The organism is Chromobacterium sp. HL1, from assembly GCF_057418835.1.
Map to the genome: position 1 here is coordinate 5,197,073 of NZ_CP162399.1, position 20,532 is coordinate 5,217,604.

General features: G+C 68.4%; 13 protein-coding genes. 10 read left to right on the forward strand and 3 right to left on the reverse strand.

All coding sequences use genetic code 11. The features are described from left to right. From AB1Z25_RS23740 to AB1Z25_RS23750, 3 genes are read left to right on the forward strand one after another with little or no spacing between them, the layout of a single operon-like run. A complete protein-coding gene (locus AB1Z25_RS23740) occupies window positions 1-627 on the forward strand; it encodes a DUF6058 family natural product biosynthesis protein (protein WP_486636336.1) in 627 nt (208 codons plus the stop codon). Continuing rightward, window positions 624-1,730 (forward strand): cytochrome P450 family protein, encoded by a 1,107-nt coding sequence (locus AB1Z25_RS23745; protein WP_486636337.1) that lies wholly within the window; start codon window positions 624-626, stop codon window positions 1,728-1,730. Before AB1Z25_RS23740 ends, AB1Z25_RS23745 begins: the two co-directional genes overlap by 4 nt. Continuing rightward, a complete protein-coding gene (locus AB1Z25_RS23750; RefSeq protein ID WP_253315746.1) occupies window positions 1,727-2,080 on the forward strand; it encodes an antibiotic biosynthesis monooxygenase family protein in 354 nt (117 codons plus the stop codon). Before AB1Z25_RS23745 ends, AB1Z25_RS23750 begins: the two co-directional genes overlap by 4 nt. On the opposite strand, the gene AB1Z25_RS23755 is transcribed toward AB1Z25_RS23750, so the two are convergent. Beyond that, on the reverse strand, window positions 2,052-2,834 hold the full coding sequence (locus tag AB1Z25_RS23755) for a class I SAM-dependent methyltransferase (protein ID WP_107801167.1): 783 nt from the start codon (window positions 2,832-2,834) through the stop codon (window positions 2,052-2,054). The genes AB1Z25_RS23750 and AB1Z25_RS23755 overlap by 29 nt on opposite strands. Window positions 2,835-3,343: 509 nt before the next feature. On the opposite strand from AB1Z25_RS23755, the gene AB1Z25_RS23760 reads away from it, so the two are divergent. The 6 genes from AB1Z25_RS23760 (at window position 3,344) to AB1Z25_RS23785 (ending at window position 16,801) form a co-directional block, all read left to right on the forward strand. Then, window positions 3,344-10,273, forward strand: coding sequence for an Ig-like domain-containing protein (locus AB1Z25_RS23760; protein WP_486636338.1), 6,930 nt, complete (start codon window positions 3,344-3,346; stop codon window positions 10,271-10,273). Window positions 10,274-10,327: 54 nt separating this feature from the next. Continuing rightward, window positions 10,328-11,851, forward strand: a complete 1,524-nt coding sequence (locus AB1Z25_RS23765; protein WP_227106330.1) for a TolC family protein — start codon at window positions 10,328-10,330, stop codon at window positions 11,849-11,851. Beyond that, window positions 11,848-12,615, forward strand: coding sequence for an efflux RND transporter periplasmic adaptor subunit (locus AB1Z25_RS23770; protein ID WP_486636339.1), 768 nt, complete (start codon window positions 11,848-11,850; stop codon window positions 12,613-12,615). The genes AB1Z25_RS23765 and AB1Z25_RS23770 overlap by 4 nt, the downstream gene beginning before the upstream one ends. 7 nt (window positions 12,616-12,622) lie before the next feature. Continuing rightward, window positions 12,623-13,954: an efflux RND transporter periplasmic adaptor subunit gene (locus AB1Z25_RS23775; RefSeq protein WP_107801164.1), complete on the forward strand. Its 1,332-nt coding sequence runs from the start codon at window positions 12,623-12,625 to the stop codon at window positions 13,952-13,954. Window positions 13,955-13,956: 2 nt separating this feature from the next. Continuing rightward, the gene (locus AB1Z25_RS23780) at window positions 13,957-16,065 is read left to right on the forward strand and encodes a site-2 protease family protein (protein WP_486636340.1); all 2,109 of its coding nucleotides are present in this window, start codon (window positions 13,957-13,959) and stop codon (window positions 16,063-16,065) included. Window positions 16,066-16,264: 199 nt separating this feature from the next. Then, on the forward strand, window positions 16,265-16,801 hold the full coding sequence (locus AB1Z25_RS23785) for a GNAT family N-acetyltransferase (protein WP_107801162.1): 537 nt from the start codon (window positions 16,265-16,267) through the stop codon (window positions 16,799-16,801). Between the two features lie 84 nt (window positions 16,802-16,885). Here the strand turns inward: AB1Z25_RS23785 and AB1Z25_RS23790 are convergent, their stop codons facing one another. Together AB1Z25_RS23790 and AB1Z25_RS23795 are read right to left on the reverse strand one after the other, a co-directional pair. Continuing rightward, window positions 16,886-17,218, reverse strand: a complete 333-nt coding sequence (locus tag AB1Z25_RS23790; RefSeq protein WP_107801161.1) for a hypothetical protein — start codon at window positions 17,216-17,218, stop codon at window positions 16,886-16,888. Between the two features lie 80 nt (window positions 17,219-17,298). Continuing rightward, on the reverse strand, window positions 17,299-17,886 hold the full coding sequence (locus AB1Z25_RS23795) for a phage tail protein (RefSeq protein ID WP_048415544.1): 588 nt from the start codon (window positions 17,884-17,886) through the stop codon (window positions 17,299-17,301). 320 nt (window positions 17,887-18,206) lie between these two features. On the opposite strand from AB1Z25_RS23795, the gene AB1Z25_RS23800 reads away from it, so the two are divergent. Beyond that, window positions 18,207-20,477, forward strand: a complete 2,271-nt coding sequence (locus tag AB1Z25_RS23800) for a DNA internalization-related competence protein ComEC/Rec2 (RefSeq protein ID WP_486636341.1) — start codon at window positions 18,207-18,209, stop codon at window positions 20,475-20,477. The last annotated feature ends 55 nt before the right edge of the window (window positions 20,478-20,532 follow it).

Here is a 20,532-nt window from a genome sequence, read left to right on the forward strand (position 1 = left end):
GTGGAGGATTTGCTGGGTTATCTGCATAGCCATTTTCTGAGCGAGCCGGCCTTGCTGGCGCGCAGCGGCGTGAGCCTGGACACCCTGCGCGGCTGGCAGCGGGCCGGCGCGGCGCCGTGGCCGTCCTACCGGCTGACGCTGAGCGGGGAGGCGGCGTCCTGCATGGGCGCGGCGGCGCTGAGCGCGGAGTCGGCCTGGTATCCGCAGGGCATGTTGTGCTGGCTGGGCCAGGCGCTGGCCTTGGACGGCGATCCGGAGCGCCTGCGCGCCTGTTTCGGCCGGCAGTGGCGCGCCGGGCTGGCGGCGCTGGAATTGCCGTCAGCCGAGGCGGAGCCGGACCTAGAGGCGGCGTGGCGGGATTTCCTGGCCGGCAGTTACGGGGTGTGCACCCGCGCCGGCTTGCCGGGGGAGATTGCGCAGAAGGAGGCGCTGGTGTCCTTGATCGACGCGCTGACCGAGCGGCAACGCCGGCCCGCGCTGGACCCGGCCCGGCGCGAGCGCCTGGCCTGGGCGGTGACGGCGCTGGACGGGGTGGCGGCGCCGTTTGCGCCGCATGAGCGGGCGGCTAGTTCGCGTGCCCGCTGCGTGGAACTGACGCGGCGGCTTTACCTGATGGAGGCGATATGAGCGCTTGGCCTTTGGACCCGCTGGCGGCGGTGACTCACACCCATCCCTATCCCTATTACCGGGATCTGGCGCAGCGGCGGCCGCTGTATTTTGACGCCGGCCTGGGCGTGTGGGTGGCGGCCGGCCACGCGGCGGCGCAGGCGGTGTTGGCCGCGCCGGAGTGCCGGGTGCGGCCGCTGGATCAGGCTGCGGCGCCGCAGTTGGGCGACGGCGGCTTGGCGCGCACGTTCTGTCTGTGGGCGCGGATGAGCGAGGCGCCGCGCCATCCGGCGCTGAAGGCGGCTTTGAGCCGGGCCTTGGCGACGGCGGCGGGCGCGGAGGCCGGGCGCTTGTCGGAAAGCCTGGCGCGGGACTGGCTGGCGCGCGAGCCTTTGAACGGCGAGGTGCTGGACCGGATGGCGCAGGGCCTGCCGGTGCTGACGCTGGCCGGCTTGTTGGGTCTGCCGGCGGCGGACGCGCCGGCCTTGGTCGCGGAGGTGGCGGCGGTGTCGCAAGCGTTGGCGGCGGATGCCGATGTAGAGGCGCTGGCGCGCGGAGAGCGGGCCTTGACGGCTTTGCAGGCGCGAGTGGCGGAGGCGCTGCCGCAGGCCGGCGGCATGCTGGCTGAGCTGAAGAATGAATTGGCTCCGGATGAGGCGACGCTGACGGCGAATGTGATCGGCCTGCTGTTCCAGAGCCTGGACGCCGGCGCCGGCCTGTTCGCCGCCGCGGTCTGGCATCAGGCCCAGGGCCGGCCGCTGGCGGCGGGCGCGGCGGCGGAGTGGGATGGGCTGGCCTTGCGGGACCCGGTCTTGCACAACACTCGCCGTTTCGTCGCGCGGGATTGGTCCTATGGCGGCCAGACGGTGCCGGCCGGCGCTTCGGTATTGGTGGTGTTGGCCGCGGCGGCTTTGGACCCGGCCGGGCCGGGCGAGGCCTTGATGTTCGGCGCCGGCCGGCATGCCTGCCCGGGCCGGGCGCTGGCGCTGGAGATCGCGCGCGGCGGCCTGGCGGCATTGGCGGCGGCGCAGCCGGATTGGCAAGATTTGACGGCGGCGGCGCGTTTTCGCCGGCTGCCCAACGCGCGGGTGCGCCTTTATGGCGAGAAAGGGAGAACGGAATGATTGCGGTGATTTTCGAGGTGGAGCTGGCCGAAGGCGGCCGGGATGGTTATCTGGCTTGGGCGGAGCGCCTGGGGCGGGAGCTGGCGGAGGCGGACGGTTTCCTGTCGATCGAGCGCTTCGTCAGTCTGAATCGGCCGGAGAAGATGCTGTCGCTGTCGTTCTGGCGCGACGAGGCGTCGGTGGCGGCCTGGCGGCGGCTGGAGCCGCACCGCGCGGCGCAGCGGCAGGGTCGGGAGGCCTTGTTCGCCGATTACCGGCTGCGGGTGGCGGCGGTGTTGCGGGATTATGGGATGAACGAGCGGGCGCAAGCGCCCGATGGCGTCAGCCCTGAATTGGATGCAAGGCCTTGATCACGTAAAGATCAAAACGGGTGGATTTTCCGTCCAGCACCGCGGACGGCTTCACGCCCTCGATGGCCGCGCCCAGCCGCGGCCGTTTCACCACCACGCGGTTCTTGGCCGCGGCGATGGCGGCTTGCAGCAGCGCGGCGCTGTCCTGATCGTCGCCTATCACCTGCTGGAAGGCCTGCATGTCCTTCTTGGCGGCGGCGCTTTTCTTGTCGGTGTCCGGGAACATCGGATCGACGAACACCACGTCCGGGCGTTCGGCCTCGCTTAGCGCGGCCAGCCAGGCGATGGAGCTGGCGTGCACCAGATGCATGCGCGCGGCGATGTCGGCGGTGTCCGGGTGGCCGGCGGCGCGTTCCAGCGCGTCGGCCAGCAGCGCGGCGGCCACCGGCGAGCGCTCCACCAGGGTGACGCGGCAGCCCAGCCCGGCCAGCACGAAGCTGTCGCGGCCCAGGCCGGCGGTGGCGTCCACCACATAGGGCAGTTCCTTGGCGCCTTTCAGGCCGATGGCCTTGGCCACCGGTTGGCCGCGGCCGCCGCCCTGTTCGCGCCGATGTTTGGCCGCGCCCTCGACGAATTCCGCATACACCGCGCCGTGCTTGCCGGTGGTCAGCAGTTCCAGCCTTTGTTCGCCCAATTCCAGCCAATAGCCCTGCTCCGGCCGTTGTTCCAGCAGCGGCAGAGCGAAGCGCTGGCTCAACAGGCGGGCGGCGTCCAGGCGGTCGGGACGGGCGCAGTACAGCGGGGTGGCGGGCATGGAAAAATCCTTGGATGGGCGGACGGCGGACGAACGATACGGGATGCGGCGGGCGAGGGCAAGCCGGGGGATTTTGAATATGTTGAACAAATATCATGTGTGCTACGTATTTGCACTTAGCTTACTTCGCGTGAGGAACAACTATTTTTTAAAGAGGGGGCTTCTTGGTCGCGCTTGACAGCTTTTGTCAGCTTGCCGGCTGCCCGGTTTGTTACGGTGTCGCTGTTGTTCTGATTCGAATTTATTTAATTGTCATTTATTTTTGCTTTGATACAGGTTCTAATCCGCTAAGCAGCTTTTGGGATGTAGTCGCAAGCGTGGTTCGATCTGGGTCTTGGCGTCTGTTCAATGCTTGTTGCGCTTGGTGAAGCGTCAGCGGGCGGATACGTCTTAAGAAAGGCCTATGTACCGTATGTACATTCCGCCTTCTCTGCCGTCTTCGCCTTGTCTCGCTCTTGCTCGCAAGATGTTGAACAGCCGCTTAAGCCGAAATAATCCGGGAGAGCGTGATGGGGTGGTGGAAATCAGCGGGGCAATCGCAAGGCAGTGACAAGAAGACACCGGCTCTCAAGCGCTCGCGCCTGCTGTTGCAGGCTCTGGAGCCCAGGTTGATGTTCGACGGCGCGGCGGCCGCCACGGCCGCCGCCGCCTCGGCGCATGCGGACGCGCCGCTTCCGGCGGAACGCCCGGCGCAGACGGAAGCGCCGCGATCGGCCGCGGTGGAGCGTCTGGCGGAGAAGCTCGCAGCGGCGCTGGCGCCGACCGCGCCGCCCAAGCAGGTGGTGTTCGTCGAATCCAATGTCGCCAATTACCAAAGCCTGCTGGCGCAAATGCCGGCCGGCATGGAGGTGGTGGTGCTCAACGCCGGCAAGGACGGCCTGAGCCAGATCGCCGAGTGGGCCAAAACCCACCATGGCTACGCCGCCATCCACATCATTTCCCACGGTCAGAGCGGGGATTTGATGCTGGGCAACATGGAACTGACCACGGCCAAGCTGGACAGCCGCCAGGCGGACCTGAAAACAATAGGCCAATCCTTGCGCGCCGACGGCGACATCCTGCTCTACGGCTGCGACATCGCCGCCGGCAGCAGCGGCGCGGCCTTCGTCAGCGCGCTGTCCCGCTACACTCAGGCCGACGTGGCCGCGTCCACCGACGCCACCGGCGCGGCGCGCCTGGGCGGAGACTGGACGCTGGAGCGCAATAGCGGCCATATCGACGTGGATGCCTTGCATTTCAGCTACGACGCCTTGCTGGCGCGGCCGGTAACCGGCACCACCGATTTCACCACATCGGACGGCAACACCTATAACCCCTCAGGCAGTACCGTGAGCGCCGGCAACCTCCAGGGCTGGGATTTCACGTTGCAATTGGGCTCCACCAATAACGGCGGCCAGACGATTATTGTCGAAAAGGCCGGCTCGGTGACCACGGAAACGGTGGACGGCTATAGCGACGGCACCATTCCCATCTCCTATTTCAGCGTCAAGTCCAACGACAGCAGCCGCTTTACCTTGAACTCCATCGGCGTGGTGCTGAACGGCTACGATTCCGCCACTTCCGGCGGCAATCTGCAATTGGTCGGTTATATCAACGGCGTGGCGGTCAGCGGGGCGACGCTGACGCTGAACGTGGGCGACGCGCTGCAAGGCAGCGGCGGGCTGGTGACTTTCAACGTGTCCGGCAATAGCGCCTTCCAGGGCATCGATTCCTTCCGGGTGTTGGCGGCCAGCGGCCATAATGTGACGGGCATGATAGGCATAGGCGCCATCAACGCCATCAATTTCGGCTTTGCGCCGACGCTGACCGCCAGCGGCGGCTCCAGCGCCTACAGCAGCGGCACCGGCACCGCGGTGACGGTGGACAGCGGCATCACCCTGTCCGACTCCGACAGCAGCACCCAGGCCAGCGCCACGGTGTCCATCAGCGGCAACTTCCAGAGCGGCCAGGACGTGCTGGCCTTCACCAACAACGGCAGCACCATGGGCAATATCACCGCCAGCTACAACAGCGGCACCGGGGTGCTGACGCTGACGTCCAGCGGCGCCACGGCCACGCTGGCTCAATGGCAGGCGGCCTTGCGCGCGGTGACTTATTCCGACAGCTCGCTGTCGCCCAATACCGGCAACCGCACCATCAGCTTCGCCATCAACGACGGCGCGATCAACAGCAGCGCGGTGACCAAGACGGTGACGGTGGCGGCGGATTCCGCGCCGGTGATCGGCAACCTCAACGGCGACAACCCCACTTTCACCGAGAAAGGCGGGGCGGTGAAACTGGACGTGGGCACCGCGGTCACGGTGACGGACAGCGACACCCCCAACTTCAACAGCGGCAATCTGACCGTGCACATCTCCGCCAACGGCCAGAGCGGCCAGGATGTGCTGGGCGTCGACACCAGCGGCTCGGTGTCCCTGTCCAGCGGCACCAGCGTGGGCAGCGTGGTGACGGTGGGCGGCGTGAGCATAGGCGTGATCGCCAGCAACGGCGACGGCGTGGGCGGCCATGATCTGATCGTCACCTTCAACAGCAACGCCACCCCGTCGCGGGTGGCCACCCTGCTGGCGGCGCTGACTTACAACAACAGCAGCAACGATCCCAACACCGCCACCCGCACCATCAACGTCAGCGTCAACGACGGCCGCGGCGGCACCGGCTCCAGCAATGTGACGGTGGCGGTGGCCGCGGTGAACGACGCGCCCACCGGCAGCGCCACCGCCTCCAATCCCACCTTCACGATGGGCGGCTCCGCGGTGACGGTGTTCAGCGGCGCCAGCGTCAGCGCCGTCGAATCCAGCCAGAGCGTGATCCTGCTGACGCTGACCGTGTCCGGCCTGCAAGACGGCAGCAGCGAAATCCTGTCCATAGACGGCAGCAATGTGGCGCTGACCAACGGCAACTCGGTCACCACCAGCGGCAACGGCCTGAGCGTCACCGTCTCGGTGTCCGGCGGCACCGCCACGGTGTCCATCAGCAGCAGCGGCGTTTCCGGCAGCACCGCGGCCAGCGTGATCAACGGCATCACCTATCGCGACAGCAACGGCAGCCCCTCCATCGGCAACCGGGTGGTGACGCTGACCAGCGTCAAGGACAACGGCGGCACCAGCAACGGCGGCGTGGACACCACCACGCTGGCCGTGGCGTCCACCGTCAGCGTGGCGGTGGTGCCGGTGGTGACCACCAGCGGCGGCAGCGCGGCCTTCACCGCCGGCGATAACACCGCGTCCACCCCGGTGGCGGTGGATTCCGGCATCACGGTGAGCAATAACGCCGGCCCCACGCTGGCCAGCGCCACGGTGTCCATCAGCGGCAATTTCCAGAGCGGGCAGGACGTGCTGGCCTTTACCAACGACGGCAGCACCATGGGCAATATCACCGCCAGCTACAACGCCGGCACCGGGGTGCTGACGCTGAGCTCCAGCGGCGGCAGCGCCACCTTGGCGCAATGGCAGGCGGCCTTGCGCGCGGTCACTTACACCGATACGGCGGTGACGCCCAATTCCGCCACCCGCACCGTCAGCTTCCAGGTCAACGACGGCAGCGCCAGCAGCGGCGTGGCCACGCGCTCGGTGACGGTGACGGCCACGGATCAAACGCCTATCGCCACCGCCAGCGGCGGCAGCGCGGTCTTCACCGCCGGCGACAACACCGCGTCCACGCCGGTGGCGGTGGATCCCGGCCTCACGGTCAGCGATCTGGACAACAGCACCTTGGCCAGCGCCACGGTGTCGATCAGCGGCAATTTCCAGAGCGGCCAGGACGTGCTGGCCTTCACCAACAACGGCAGCACTATGGGCAATATCACCGCCAGCTACAACAGCGGCACCGGGGTGCTGACGCTGACGTCCAGCGGCGCCACGGCGACCTTGGCGCAATGGCAGGCGGCGCTGCGCGCGGTCACCTACACCGACACCGCGGTGACGCCCAACACCGCCACCCGCACCGTCAGCTTCCAGATCAACGACGGCAGCAAGAACAGCGGCGCGGTGACCCGCGGCGTGACTGTGGCGGCGACGGACCAAACCCCTATCGCCACCGCCAGCGGCGGCAGCGCGGCCTTCACCGCGGGGGACAACACCACGTCCACGCCGGTGGCGGTGGACTCCGGCATCACGGTCAGCGATCTGGACAACACCACGCTGGCCAGCGCCACGGTGTCCATCAGTGGCAACTTCCAGAGCGGCCAGGACGTGCTGGCCTTCAGCAACACCAATAGCGTCACCTTCGGCAACATCAGCGCCAGCTACAACAGCGGCACCGGGGTGCTGACGCTGACGTCCAGCGGCGCCACGGCCACGCTGGCGCAATGGCAGGCGGCCTTGCGCGCGGTCACCTACACCGACACCGCGGTGACGCCCAATACCGCCACCCGCACCATCAGTTTCAGCGTCAACGACGGCAGCAAGGACAGCGCGGCGACGACGCGTTCCGTCACCGTGGCGGCCACGGATCAAACGCCTGTCGCCACCACCACCGGCAGCGCCGGGGCCTATGTGGTGGGCGGCGCCGCCACGCCGGTGGACGGCGGCCTGACCGTGTCGGATCTGGACAACACCACCCTGGCCAGCGCCACGGTGGCGATTAGCGGCAACTTCCAAAGCGGCGAGGACGTGCTGGCCTTCACCAACAACGGCAGCACCATGGGCAATATCACGGCCAGTTACAACGCCGGCACCGGGGTGCTGACGCTGACGTCCAGCGGCGCCACGGCCACCTTGGCGCAATGGCAGGCGGCGCTGCGCGCGGTCACTTACATCGACACCGCCGGCTCGCCCAACACCGCCACCCGCACCGTCAGCTTCACCGTCAACGATGGCACCAAGAACAGCGCGGCGGTCACCCGCAACATAGCCTTGCAACTGATGCCGCCCAGCGTCTCCGGCCTGACCAGCGGCACCGACACCGGCAGCAGCCATAGCGACGGCGTCACCAGCAACGCCACGCCCACGGTGACCGGCACCGGGATCGCCAACAGCCTTGTCATCATCTATGTGGACGGGGTGCCTATCGACAGCACGGTCGCGGACGGCAGCGGGGCCTGGAGTTACAGCTTTGTCTCCAGCCTGAGTTCCGGCGCGCACGCCATCACCGCCGTGGTCAGCAGCGGCGGCGTCAGCAGCGGCCAATCCAGCGCCTTCAACGTGGTGATCGACACCAGCGCGCCGTCCACGCCGTCCGGTGTGGGGCTGAATAGCGCCACCGATACCGGGTCCAGCCACAGCGACGGCGTCACCGGCAACAATCAGCCCACGGTTACCGGCACGGCGGAAGCCAATAGCACGGTGACGGTGTACGTGGACGGCACGGCGGTGGGCACGGCGACGGCGGACGGCAGCGGAGCCTGGAGCTATAACATCGCCACGCCCCTGAGCGATGGCAATCACAGCATCCGCACCACATCGACCGACCTGGCCGGCAACACCAGCGGCCAGTCGACGGCTTACAGCATTACCGTGGATACCGCGGCGCCTGCCGCACCTAGCGGCGTTGGCCTAAGCAGCGCTACTGATACCGGTTCCAGCCACAGCGATGGCGTCACCGGCAACAACCAGCCGACGATTACCGGCACGGCAGAAGCCAATAGCACGGTGACGGTGTACGTGGACGGCACAGCGGTGGGTACGGCGACGGCGGACGGCAGCGGAGCCTGGAGCTATAGCATCTCTACGCCCTTGAGCGATGGCAATCACAGCATCCGCGCCACTGCGACCGACCTGGCCGGCAACGCCAGCGGCCAGTCCACCTCGCGCAGCATCACCGTGGATACCAGTGCGCCTGCCGCGCCCAGCGGCGTTGGCTTGAGCAGCGCCACCGATACCGGGTCCAGCCACAGCGACGGCATTACCGGCAACAACCAGCCGACGATTACCGGTACGGCGGAAGCCAATAGCACGGTCACGGTGTATGTGGACGGCACAGCGGTGGGCACGGCGACGGCGGACGGCAGCGGGGTGTGGAGTTACAACCTGAGCAGCGCCTTGGCGGACGGCAATCACAGCATCCGCACCACCTCCACTGATCTGGCCGGCAACGCCAGCGGCCAATCGACGGCCTACATCATCACGGTGGACACCGTGGCGCCGGACAGCCCGGCCAATACCGGTCTGAGCCTGGCCACCGACAGCGGCTCCAGCAACCGCGACGGCATCACCAACGTCAACCGCCCCAGCGTCACCGGTCTGGCCGAGGCGGGCAGCAAGGTGGCCGTGTTCATCGACGGCGTGCAGGTAGGCACCGCCACCGCCGACGGCGGCGGCGTCTGGCTGTTCAATCTGAGCCAGGCGCTGGCGGACGGCAGCCACAGCGTGCGCGCCACGGCCACCGACGCGGCCGGCAACATCAGCGCGCAGTCGGCCTCGTTCACCGTTGTCGTGGACACCACCGCGCCGGCGCCGCAGTCCTTCACCCGCTTGGACCCGGCCTCCGGCGTCGCCGGCAGCCTGCGTTACGACCTGGTGTTGAACAAACCCATCGTCGGCCTGAGCGCCGGCGATCTGAGCGTGATCACCAGCGGCAGCGCCAGCGCCGGCATCGGCAATATCGTCCGCATCAGCGACAGCCACTACGTGGTGCAATTGACCGGGGTCAGCGGCGTGGGCTCGGTGGCGCTGGCGCTCAAATCCGGCGCGGCGGCGGACCTGGCCGGCAATGTGACCCAGCAGCAAACGGTGGCGCCGGCTTACCAGTTGCGCAGCGCAAGGACAGAGACGCCCCCGCCGATCCAGCCTGTGCCGCCGGCGGACGCGCCGCTGCCGCCCAATGCGGCGCCGGTCATCAATATCGCGCCCATCACGCCCAATATCGTGCTGGCCGCGGTGAGCGGCGCGGGCAACGGCAACGGGCCGGGCGCCGCGCCGACGCCGCAGGGCCCGGCGGGGCCGCAGACGAGCAACCCCATCCAGCTTGCCTTCGGCCAGGACCGCTTCGCGCCGACGCCCAGCGAGCCGTTTGGCCGCGGCAACGCCGGCCTGCCCTTTGTTTCCAATCTGGGCGGCACCTCCGGCGCCCCGTTGCAAGTGATGCCGGATCTGGGCGTGCGGCCGCTGGTGGCCGGACAGGGTTTCAACTTCAGCCTGCCGCCCGGCACGGTGATCACCCGCAATCCGGACGCGGTGCTGAACATCCAGGTGCGGCAGAGCAATGGCCAGCCGCTGCCGGCCTGGCTGAAGTTCGATCCGCAGACCGGTCGTTTCAGCGGCACGCCGCCGGCGGGCTGGAACCGTTCCTTGTCTCTGGAAGTGACGGTCAGCGACCAGAACGGCCACCGCGGCGTCACCCATATGCAGTTGAAAACCGGCGCGGGCGAGCAGGCGGCCGCGGCGACGGAAAAAGCAGCGGCGGCCGGCAAGCCGGCCCTGCACGAGCAGTTCCGCCAGCACGGCAAGCCCGCCTTCGATCAGCAGATCGCCGGATGGCTGCAGGCGGAGGACGCGGTTTGACCGCAAGGTCCTAGCCGGCGAGCCACTAAACCAACAAACCGCACAGGGGACGATATGAAGAAAGCAACACAGGGGGGAGGGGCCGGCCGCGGCGTTTATTCAACGCTGGCCGCGCTGACGGCGCTGGCCTTGACCGGCTGCGCGGTCACGCCCGCGCCGATGAGCCTGAGCGACCGCCAGGCCACGCTGGCGGCGGACCGCCAGGCCATGTTCGGCAGCCAGGAGCCCTTGGCCGGGCCGGTGACCTTGCAAGAGGCGATGGCGCGCGCGCTGAAGTACAACCTGGATTACCGGGTCAAGCTGATGGAAGAGGCGATGGCGCAGCGCCAACTGGACTTGTCCAGCCTGGACATGCTGCCCAAGCTGGCGCTGGCGGCCGGCTACACCGCCCGCAACAAGGACAACGCGTCCTCGTCCCAGAACGTGGCCACCGGCGAACAATCGCTGGTGCCGTCTATCTCCTCGGAGAAGCGCAGCCATACCGCCGACCTTAATCTGAGCTGGAACGTGCTGGACTTCGGCGTCAGCTATTACACCGCCCAACAGCAGTCCGACCGCATGCTGATCCTGCAACAGCGCAAGCGCAAAGTGGCGCAGCAGCTGATGCAGCAAGTGCGCGAAGCCTGGTGGCAGGCGGTGGGCGCGCAGCAGCTGGAAGGCCGCATCGACGCGCTGCTGGCGGAAACCAACCGCGCGCTGGAAGACGCGCGGCAGGTGGAGAAGCAGAAACTGCGCGCGCCGCTGGAGGCGCTGAACTACCGTCGCCAACTGCTGGACGTGATCCGCCAGATGGGCATGATCCGCAACGCGCTGGCCCAGGCCAAGCCCAAGCTGGCCGCCATCATGAACGTGCCGCCCGGCACCGATTTCAAGGTGGCGGTGCCCGCAGGGCTGCCCACTCCGACGCTGGGCCTGAAGCTGGAGCAGATGGAAGAAATGGCCTTGCTGAACCGGCCGGAGCTGAACGAGGCGCGCTACAACGAACGCATCGGCGTCACCGAAACCCGCAAGGCCATCGCCAAGCTGCTGCCGGGCCTGGAATTCAGCATCGGACAGAACTACGACAGCAATAAATTCCTGGTCAACAACTCCTGGAGCGACGCCGGCCTGCGCATCAGCTGGAACCTGCTCAATCTGTTTAGCGCCGGGCCGATCACCAAGGCCGCCGACGCCCAGCTGCAAGTGGCCAAGACCCAGCGCATGGCCTTGAACATGGCGGTGCTGACCCAGGTGCACGTGGCCTACCTCGATCTCAAAGGCCGCTCGCGCCAGTTCGGGCTGGAACAAGAACTCAACGACGTGGAACAGCGCATCTACGTGCAGAACCGCAACGCCACCGACAGCGGCGTGCAAGGCCGCCTGCCGGCGATCCTGGCCGACGCCAACGCGGTGTTCTCCACGCTGAGGCTGTACCAGAGCTACGGCGATCTGCAAAACGCCTACGGCCAGATGGGTTCCAGCCTGGGGATGGACCCGTTGCCGGAAAGCACCGCCAGCTATGATCTGCCGGCTTTGGCCGCCGCCTTCAAGGGCGCGGAAACGCGTTGGCAGGGGCAGGTGGCGGGGAGCAAGCCATGAAGTTGACGGTTCTGAGGGCCACGGCCTGCCTGCTGGCGGCCGCCTGCGCCCAGGCGGCCACGCCGCCGGCCAAGCCCAAGCCGCCGGCGGCGCCGGTGACCAACGCCAGCGACGGCCGCATCCGCGTGCAGCTGATGGCGCGCAACGCCGTCACCCTGTCCGGCGAAGTGGCGGCCAAGATCGCGGCCTTGCCGGTGCCAGAGGGCGCCAGCTTCAGCAAGGGTCAGGCGCTGGTGCAGTTCGACTGCGGCAGCTATCGCGCCCAGCTGCGCAAATCCCAGGCTTCGCTGGAGGCCGCCAGCCAGCTGCTCAAGGTCAACAACCAGCTGGCCAAGCTCAATTCCGCCGGCGCACTGGACGTGGCCCAGGCCCAGGGCAAGGCCAAGGAAGCGGCCGCCGACGCCAGCTATATGCAGACCATAGTCGGCAAATGCGTGATCAGCGCGCCGTTCAACGGCCGCGTGGCGCGCCGCATCGCCGCCGTGCATCAATACGTCAGCCCCGGCAACCCGGTGCTGGACATCGTCGATTCCGGCTCGCTGGAACTGCGCATGCTGGTGCCGTCCAAATGGCTGGCCAAACTCAAGCCCGGCAGCAAGTTCACCGTGGCGGTGGACGAACTGGGCGCCAGTTTCCCGGCCAGGATAGAACGCCTGGGCGCGCAGATCGATCCGGTCAGCCAGTCCATCCTCGCGGTGGGCGTCATCGAGGGCAACGGCGCCAGCCTGCTGCCGGGGATGAGCGGCTGGGCCAGCTTCAAGTAGGCCGTGCATGGGGCACGCCGATAGAAGCCGGGAACTGGCCGGCCTGCTGCAGCTGCTGCATCGCGGACGCGACGCGGTCAGCGCCGAGCAGCTGGGTTTCATCATCGTCAACGAAAGCCAGCAACTGCTGCCCTACCGCCAGTCGGCGGTCTGGCGCGAGGGCCTGCATCGCCACGTGACGGCGCTGTCCGGCCTGGCCGAGCTGGACCCCACCGCGCCCTATATGCAGTGGCTGTCCCGCCTGTTCCGCCATCTGGCGGAATCCGGCGGGCCGGAAGTCGGGCAGGACAGCCGCTTGCTCGAGGCCGGCGATCTGCCCGCGGCGCTGGCCGAGGACTGGTCGTCCTGGCTGCCGGCCCACGCGCTGTGGCTGCGCCTGGGCGAGCAGGGCGCCTGGCTGCTGGCGCGGGAACTGCCGTGGAGCGACTACGAGCGCAAGCTGGCGGAAGAGCTGGCCCACGGTTACGGCCACGCGCTGCTGCGCTTCGCGCCCCGGCGCAACTGGCGGGAATTGGCGGGGCAATGGCTGCGGCCCGGCCGCAAGCAGCGGCGGCTGCTCATCGCCGCGCTGTTGCTGGCCTGCATGCCGATACGCCTCAGCGTGCTGGCGCGCGGCGAAGTGGCGCCGCAAAATCCGGTGCTGCTGCGCGCGCCGCTCAGCGGGGTGATAGATCGCATCCAGGTGCAGCCCAATCAGCGCGTCAAGGCCGGCGATCCCTTGTTCGATCTGGACGCCACCTCGCTGGCCGGCCAGTTCGCCATGGCCGCGCGCGAGCGCGACGCCGCGCAGGAAAGCTTCCGCGCCAGCGCCCAGCTGGCGGTCACCGACGACAAGGGCAAGCTGGCCATGGCGCAGGACCGCGCCAAGCTGGAAGAGAAAAGCATCGCGGCCGAGTACACCGGACTGGAGCTGCAAAGGCTGCACGTCACCGCGCCCAGCGCCGGCGTGGTGGTGTTTTCCGACCGCAACGACTGGCAGGGCAAAGCGGTGACGGTGGGGGAAAAAGTGATGACGCTGGCCGACCCCGCCCACGTGGAACTGGCCGCCTGGCTGCCGGCGGCGGAAGCCATAGACGTGGCGCCCGGCGGCAAGATCACCCTTTATCCCAACGCTTCGCCCACCGAGTCCTACGACGCGGAAATCCTCCGCGTCGCCTACAAGGCGGAAGCGGTGGAGGGCGGCCTGCTCGCCTATCGGCTGCAAGCCCGCTTCGTCGGCGGCGACAAGCCGCGGCTGGGGCAGATGGGCACCGCCCGCGTCTACGGCGATTGGGTGCCGCTGATCTACTACGCGCTGCGCCGGCCGCTGACCGCCGCGCGGCAATGGCTGGGGTGGTGAGCATGAGATCCCCCGCCTTGCCCGCGCTGCGTCAGGAACTGACGCTGCATCCCGGCCCGGCGCTGGCCGACGGCGCGCCCAGCTGGACCCTGCACGACCCCTGCGCCCACCGCTTCTATCAACTGGGCTGGGCCAGTTTCGAAATCCTGTCGCGCTGGTCGCTGGGCACCGCCGAAGCGGTGCTGCAAGCCGTCAACGCCGAAACCACGCTGCAGTTGGGCGCCGAGGATATCGAGGCCGTGCTGCTCTTCCTGTCCCGCCATCAACTGCTGCAGGCCGCCAGCGCCGAGCAGAACGGCTGGCTGTGGCAGCTGCGCGAGGCCAACCGGCCCAGCCGCGCGATGTGGCTGTTGAAAAACTATCTGTTTTTCCGGGTGCCGCTGCTGCGGCCGGAAGCCCTGCTCAATCGCCTGCTGCCGTGGACCGGCTGGCTGTTCCATCCGCGCTTCTGGCTGGCGATGGGCGCGGTGCTGCTGCTGGCGCTGGCGCTGGTGTCGCGGCGCTGGGATGAGTTCACCCACACCTTCTCCGCTTACGGCGGCGTCAGCGCCGCCATCGGCATCGGCCTGTCGCTGAGTCTGGCCAAAATCCTGCACGAGATGGGCCATGCGCTGACCGCGCGCCATTTCGGTTGCCGGGTGCCGGCGATGGGGGTGGCCTTTCTGGTGATGATGCCGGTGCTCTACACCGACACCAACGACGCCTGGAAGCTGGATTCGCGCCGCCAGCGGCTGCTGATCGGCGGCGCCGGCATGCTGGCGGAACTGGTGCTGGCCGCCTGGGCCACCTTGTTGTGGAGTTTTTTGCCGGACGGGCCGCTGCGCGCCGGGGTCTTTCTGCTGGCCACCACCACTTGGCTGGCGACGCTGGCGATCAACGCCAGCCCCTTCATGCGCTTTGACGGCTATTTCCTGCTGGCGGACTACCTGGGCCTGCCCAATCTGCACAATCGCGCCTTCGCGCTGGCGCGCTGGCGGCTGCGCAAAACGCTGCTGGGCCTGGACGATCCGGTGCCGGAACATTTCCCGGACGCGCGGCGGCGCGGGCTGATCCTGTTCGCCTGGGCCACCTGGCTGTATCGGTTGGTGCTGTTTCTCTCCATCGCCTTCCTGGTCTACCACCTGTTCTTCAAGGCCCTGGGCATTCTGTTGCTGGCGGTGGAGCTGGGCTGGTTCATCGCCCGTCCCGTGGTCGGCGAACTGATGGTGTGGTGGCAGCGCCGCGCGGATCTGCGCTGGGGCCGCGAAACCCGCCGCAGCGCCGCGGCGCTGCTGATCCTGAGCTTGGCGCTGATTCTGCCGTGGCAGCGCGAAGTGGCCAGCCCGGCGGTGTTGGGCGCTTTGCAGTCGCAGGGCTTGTACGCGCCGGCGACGGGCGAGGTGGCGGAAGTCCTGGTGCGCGACGGCCAGCTGGTCAAGGCGGGGCAGATCATGGCCAGGCTCCGCTCGCCGATGCTGGAGGCGCAGCTGGCGCTGGCGGACGCCCGCGAGCGCGACCTGGCCTGGCAGACCGCGCAGCAACCGTTCGATCTGGAGCTGCAACAGCGCGGACCGGCCTTGCGCAAGCAATGGCAGGTGGCGCAGGAACAGGTGGCCGCCTTGCGTCAGCAAATGGCCAGGCTCACGCTCGCCGCGCCGTTCGCCGGCCGCGTGGTGGACCTCAGCGACGCGCTGCGCGCCGGCACCGCGCTGGCCGAGGGCGAGCATCTGCTGGACGTGGTGGGGCCGGACGGGGTCAAGGGCGAAGCCTTTGTCGACGAGGCCGCGCTGAGCGGACTCAAGCCCGGCCATGTCGCCCGCTTCGTCGCCGACGGCGGGGAGTTCTGGAGCGTGGAATGCCGGTTGGGCCAGATCGACCGGCTTAATCTGCCGCTGCTGGATCAGGCCTTGTTGGCCTCCACCTACGGCGGCCCCATTCCCACCGAACAGCGCGACCGCGGCCTGGTGCCCTTGGCCGCCACTTTCCGCGTGCGGCTGGAGCGTTGCGAGCGAGGCGCGGCGCCGCTGCGGGAGCTGGCCGGCGTGGCGCGCTTGCGGGGGGAGCGCTACAGCTTGCTGGAGCGCGGGTGGCGTCAGTTGTTGGCGGTGTTCCGTCGAGAGGCCGGATTGTAGACGCTGTTCGCGATCCGCTGGGGGCGGATAGCAAGCGGTTTTGAGACGCCTGGAAAGCTCATGCCTTCGGCGTAGCCTGAACAGGCCTTAAGATCGGGTTTCGCCTGATTCGCAAGACCTTGCGCGCGCATGCGCGTAGAACGAAACGGGCGCGCCGCCGGCGCGCCCCATAACAGGTTTTGGAAAGGAGCCGTTCGCCATGTCCTCATTCTTGAACACGTCCTCGCTGGCCGAAGGCCTGCATCTGCGCCCGGCGCGACATCACGACGAGGCCTTCATCGCCGGCCTCTACCGCAGCGCCCGCCCGGACCTGCAATTGATAGACGGCGAGGAGGAACTGATCCGCACCGTGCAGGAGCAGCAATACCAGGTGCTGCAACGCGGCGCAGGCGACAACTACCCGGACGCGATGCACTTCGTCATCGAGAAAACCGGGGCCAACGTCGGCGTGGTGATGGTGGACTTCGGCCATAACGAGGTGCGCATCATCTTTCTGGCCATGGTGCCGGAAGCGCGCGGCCTGGGTTACGGCAAGGAGGTGCTGATGGGCTTGCAGCAGGCGGCCTGGCAAGTGCGCGCGCCGCTGGCGGTGGTGGTGTGGCACAGCAATGTGCAGGCGCGCCGGCTTTATCATCAATTGGGATTCGTGCTGGAAGAGGCCGGCGACATGGCGGACAAGCTGGTGTGGCGGCCCGAGCGCCATTCGCCGCAGGGCGAGGCGCGGGCGGGTTTGTAATATTTCGCCGGGCACGCCGCCCGGCTGGAGTCTTCGTCCTTTTTATCCGTCCGCCGGCCGCCCACGGGCTGTCGGCGGGCCGGCTCAATTGAACGGCAGCTGGAAGTAGGCCAGCGCCGGATCGCGTCCGGCGGGAATTACCCGCCCTATCCACACCAGATCCAGCCGAATGGCGTCGCTGTGCTCGGTGGCGGGCAGCTCCAGCTGGCCCACCGCGTCCGCCAGCTCGGTGGCGCCCTCGGCGGCCAATTCCACCACGAAGGGGGTGCGCCGCGCGGTCTGATGCGGCGATTGCGCCTGCGGCCGCAGCTTGACGGCCTGCACTTGCAGCGCGATATCGGGATGTTGCGGGTTGCGGAAGATGCAGTGCTTGCCGAGCAGATGCATGAAGTCTTCGGCTTGAACGGTGGCGAGCATGGCGATGTCCCCTGAAGGCAACGGCCGCCGCCCCTGCGGCGGAGAGGCGGCCGGAAGCGGCGGTAGGCCGCGTATTGTGATTATGGACGAACCGGATACAGACCGTTGATAGCGATACAGAAATTCAGCGCCAGGAAGGGGTTGAGCACGCTGACCGGAGCGTTGCCGCCGGTCAGATCGGTATTGCCGGTGGCGGACAGGCCTTGCACCGACACGGGGTTGTTCAGCGCGGTGGACCAGATGGTGGCGAGGCCGGTGCCGGCGCCGGAAGCGCCCAGATAGGGGTTGCTGGAGCTGGGCGCGCTGGCCGGGGTGGCCGGCGTCGGCGTGCCGGCGGCGTGGAAGGTCACCGCCATGGACGTGGCGGTATGGGAGTGCGCCGGCAGGTTGGCCACGCTGAGCGCCACGTTCTGGGTGCCGCCGAACTGTCCGGGGTTGTAGGCCGGCAGATTATAGGCGGGCTGCGCGGGGCCGGTGCCGATGGCCATGCGGCCGGTCAGGTTGGGCAGCTTGAAGTTTTGAGACGCGGTGCCGCCGTAGAGCGTGCCCAGCAGCGAGTACAAGGCTTCGTACTGCGATACCTGATAGGTCTGGCCCTGGCACAGCGCCCAGTCTTGCGGCGCGTAATTGAAGCCGTAGACCGTGATGGTGCCCATGTATGCGTCCATGTATTCCTCCTGCGAGTGAACCGTCTGGCGGCTGCCAGATGGAAAGTCATGTGAAAGAGAGGCAGGCTGCCGCGCTTGGGCGCCGCCTGGACCTGGCGAGGCGTCGCGGCGGCCGGGGGTTTCGAAAGCGCTTGTCCTAGGTGTAGTCCAGCGCCTCGTTAATGCAATACGCATTTGTACTTGTTATTTTTTCCCGTTTCATCTGCTATGGGTGCGTTCCGATATCATAAAAAATACGATCGGCATGGTCTATTCGCTGCGCTTTAGTGAATGTATTTAATAGATTGCGGTGCCGCGGCATCGCCGCCTAAGATGCCGGCATGCCTGTCTTGATCGCTGTGTTGTGCGGCATCGCCGCATGCGCCGTCTTGCCGGCCTTGCCCGCCGCGACGGCTTGCCTGGGCCTGGCGGCGGGCGCGGCGGCGCTGGCCGCCTGTCTGCCGCCGCGCGCTCGGCCTTGGGCGGCTCTGGCGCCGGCTTTTCTGCTGGGGCTGGGCTACGCCGCCTGGCGCGCCGACAGCCGAATGGCGCAGCAATTGCCGGCCGATTGGCAGCAACGGCCCATCGTCTTCGTCGGCGAGGTGCGGGGCCTGCCGCAGCCCGGCGAGTACGGGACGCGCCTGACCATGGAGGTGGAGCGCACGCTGACGCCGGGCGTGGACTTGCCGCCAACGGTGAGGCTGACGGATTTTCGCCGGCGGGAGTGGCCGACGGGCAGCCGCTGGCGGGCCGAGGCCCGTTTCAAGCGCAGCCGCGGGCCGGCCAATCCCTTCGGTTTCGACGTCGAGCAATGGCAATGGTCGGAAGGCGTGCTGGCCAGCGGCTCGCTGGGCGCGGGCGAGCGTCGCTTGGAGGACGGCCGCGCGCCGCTGGCTTGGGTGGACCGCGCGCGCGCCGCCCTGGTGGCGCGCATCGAGCGGGTGCTGGGCGAGTCGCGCGAAGCGGCGCTGATCGCCGCGTTGACGGTGGGCGCGCAGCAAGGCGTGGCGCGGGAGGATTGGCGGCTGTTCGCCGCCACCGGCCTGACACATCTGATCTCGATCTCCGGCCTGCACATCACCATGCTGGCGGGCCTGGCCGCGGCGGCGCTGGCCTGGCTGGCGCGCAGGCTGCCGGCCTTCGGTCTTCCGCCGCGTTTGCTGATCGCCGGCGGGGCTTTTTTGACGGCGGCGGCCTATGCCTTGCTCGCCGGTTTTTCGGTGCCGACCCAACGCACCTTGTTCATGCTGGGCGTGGGGCTGGCCGCCTTGTGCCTGCGGCGCGGCCTGTCGCCGTTCCGCATTTGGTGGCTGGCCCTGGCGGTGGTGTTGCTGATCGATCCTTTCTGCGTGCTGGCGCCCGGGGTCTGGCTGTCCTTCGGCCTGGTGGCGGCCTTGATGGCCAGCGCCATCGCCAGACGCCGCGCGCCGGGCAAGTGGCGGGCCGCCTTGGCCGGGCAGTGGGCGGCGGGCGTGTGCACGCTGGCGCCGCTGGTCTGGTGGTTCGGCGGCATTCCGCTGGTGTCGCCGCTGGCCAACGCGCTGGGCATTCCCTATGTGTCGCTGCTGCTGACGCCGCTGGCCCTGGCCGCCGTCTTGCTGCCGCTGGAGTGGCCGCTGCATGGGGCGGCCTGGCTGGCGCGCGGCTTTTACTGGGGCGTGGAGAGGCTGGCGCAAGCGCCGGTCCTGCCCTTGGCCGGAACGCCCTTGCCGTTGTTCTTGCTGGCCTTGCTGGGCTCGGCGTGGCTGATCGCGCCGCGCGGCGTGCCCGGCCGGGGACTGGCGGCCTTGATGCTGCTGCCGATGTTGCTCTACCGGCCCCCGCCGCCGGCTGAGGGCGCGTTCCGCGCCACCATGCTGGATGTGGGTCAGGGTCTATCGGTGCTGGTGCAGACCCGGAGTCGCGCCCTGTTGTTCGACACCGGCTCAGGCGGGGCCGAGAGAGTGGTGTTGCCGCAGCTGCGCGGCCTGGGGGTGAGGAGGCTGGACGGCCTGATGCTGTCGCATCGCCACAGCGATCACGACGGCGCGGCGGCGGAGCTGGCCGCCGCCATGCCGCCGGGCCGGGTATGGGCGGGGCAGCCGGAATCCTTGCCCGATTTGGGCTTGAGCGGCGAAGGCTGTCGTCCGGGACAGAGCTGGGCGTGGGACGGGGTGCGTTTTGACGTGCTGGGGCCGCCGGAAAGCGTTCCGGCCAAGGACGCCAATGCGCGCAGCTGCATCTTGCGGGTGGCGGGCGCGAGCCATGCGCTGCTCTTGAGCGGCGATGCGCCTGAGGCGGCGGAGCGAGCGCTGGCGGGCCGGCCGGACCTGCGCTTGCGCAGCACGGTGCTGGCCGCCGGCCATCATGGCAGCCGCACCGCCACCGGGGCGGCCTGGCTGGCGGCGGCGCGGCCGGAGGTGGTGTTGATCAGCGCCGGCTATCTGAACCGTTATCGCCATCCGCATCCGTCCGTGCTGAGGCGGGCGGAGGAGGCCGGCGCCGCGGTGCTGCGCACGGATCTGGACGGCGCCTTGACGCTGGAATTCGGCGAAGGGGTGGAGTGGAGCTGTTGGCGCGACAGTCAGCGCCGTTACTGGCGCGAGCGCGGCGATTGCGGCGAGCCGCCGTGAGCCCGGGCGGGCCGGCTCGGGCGCGAACGGCGCGGCCGCTCCGTCTAAGCGCGGC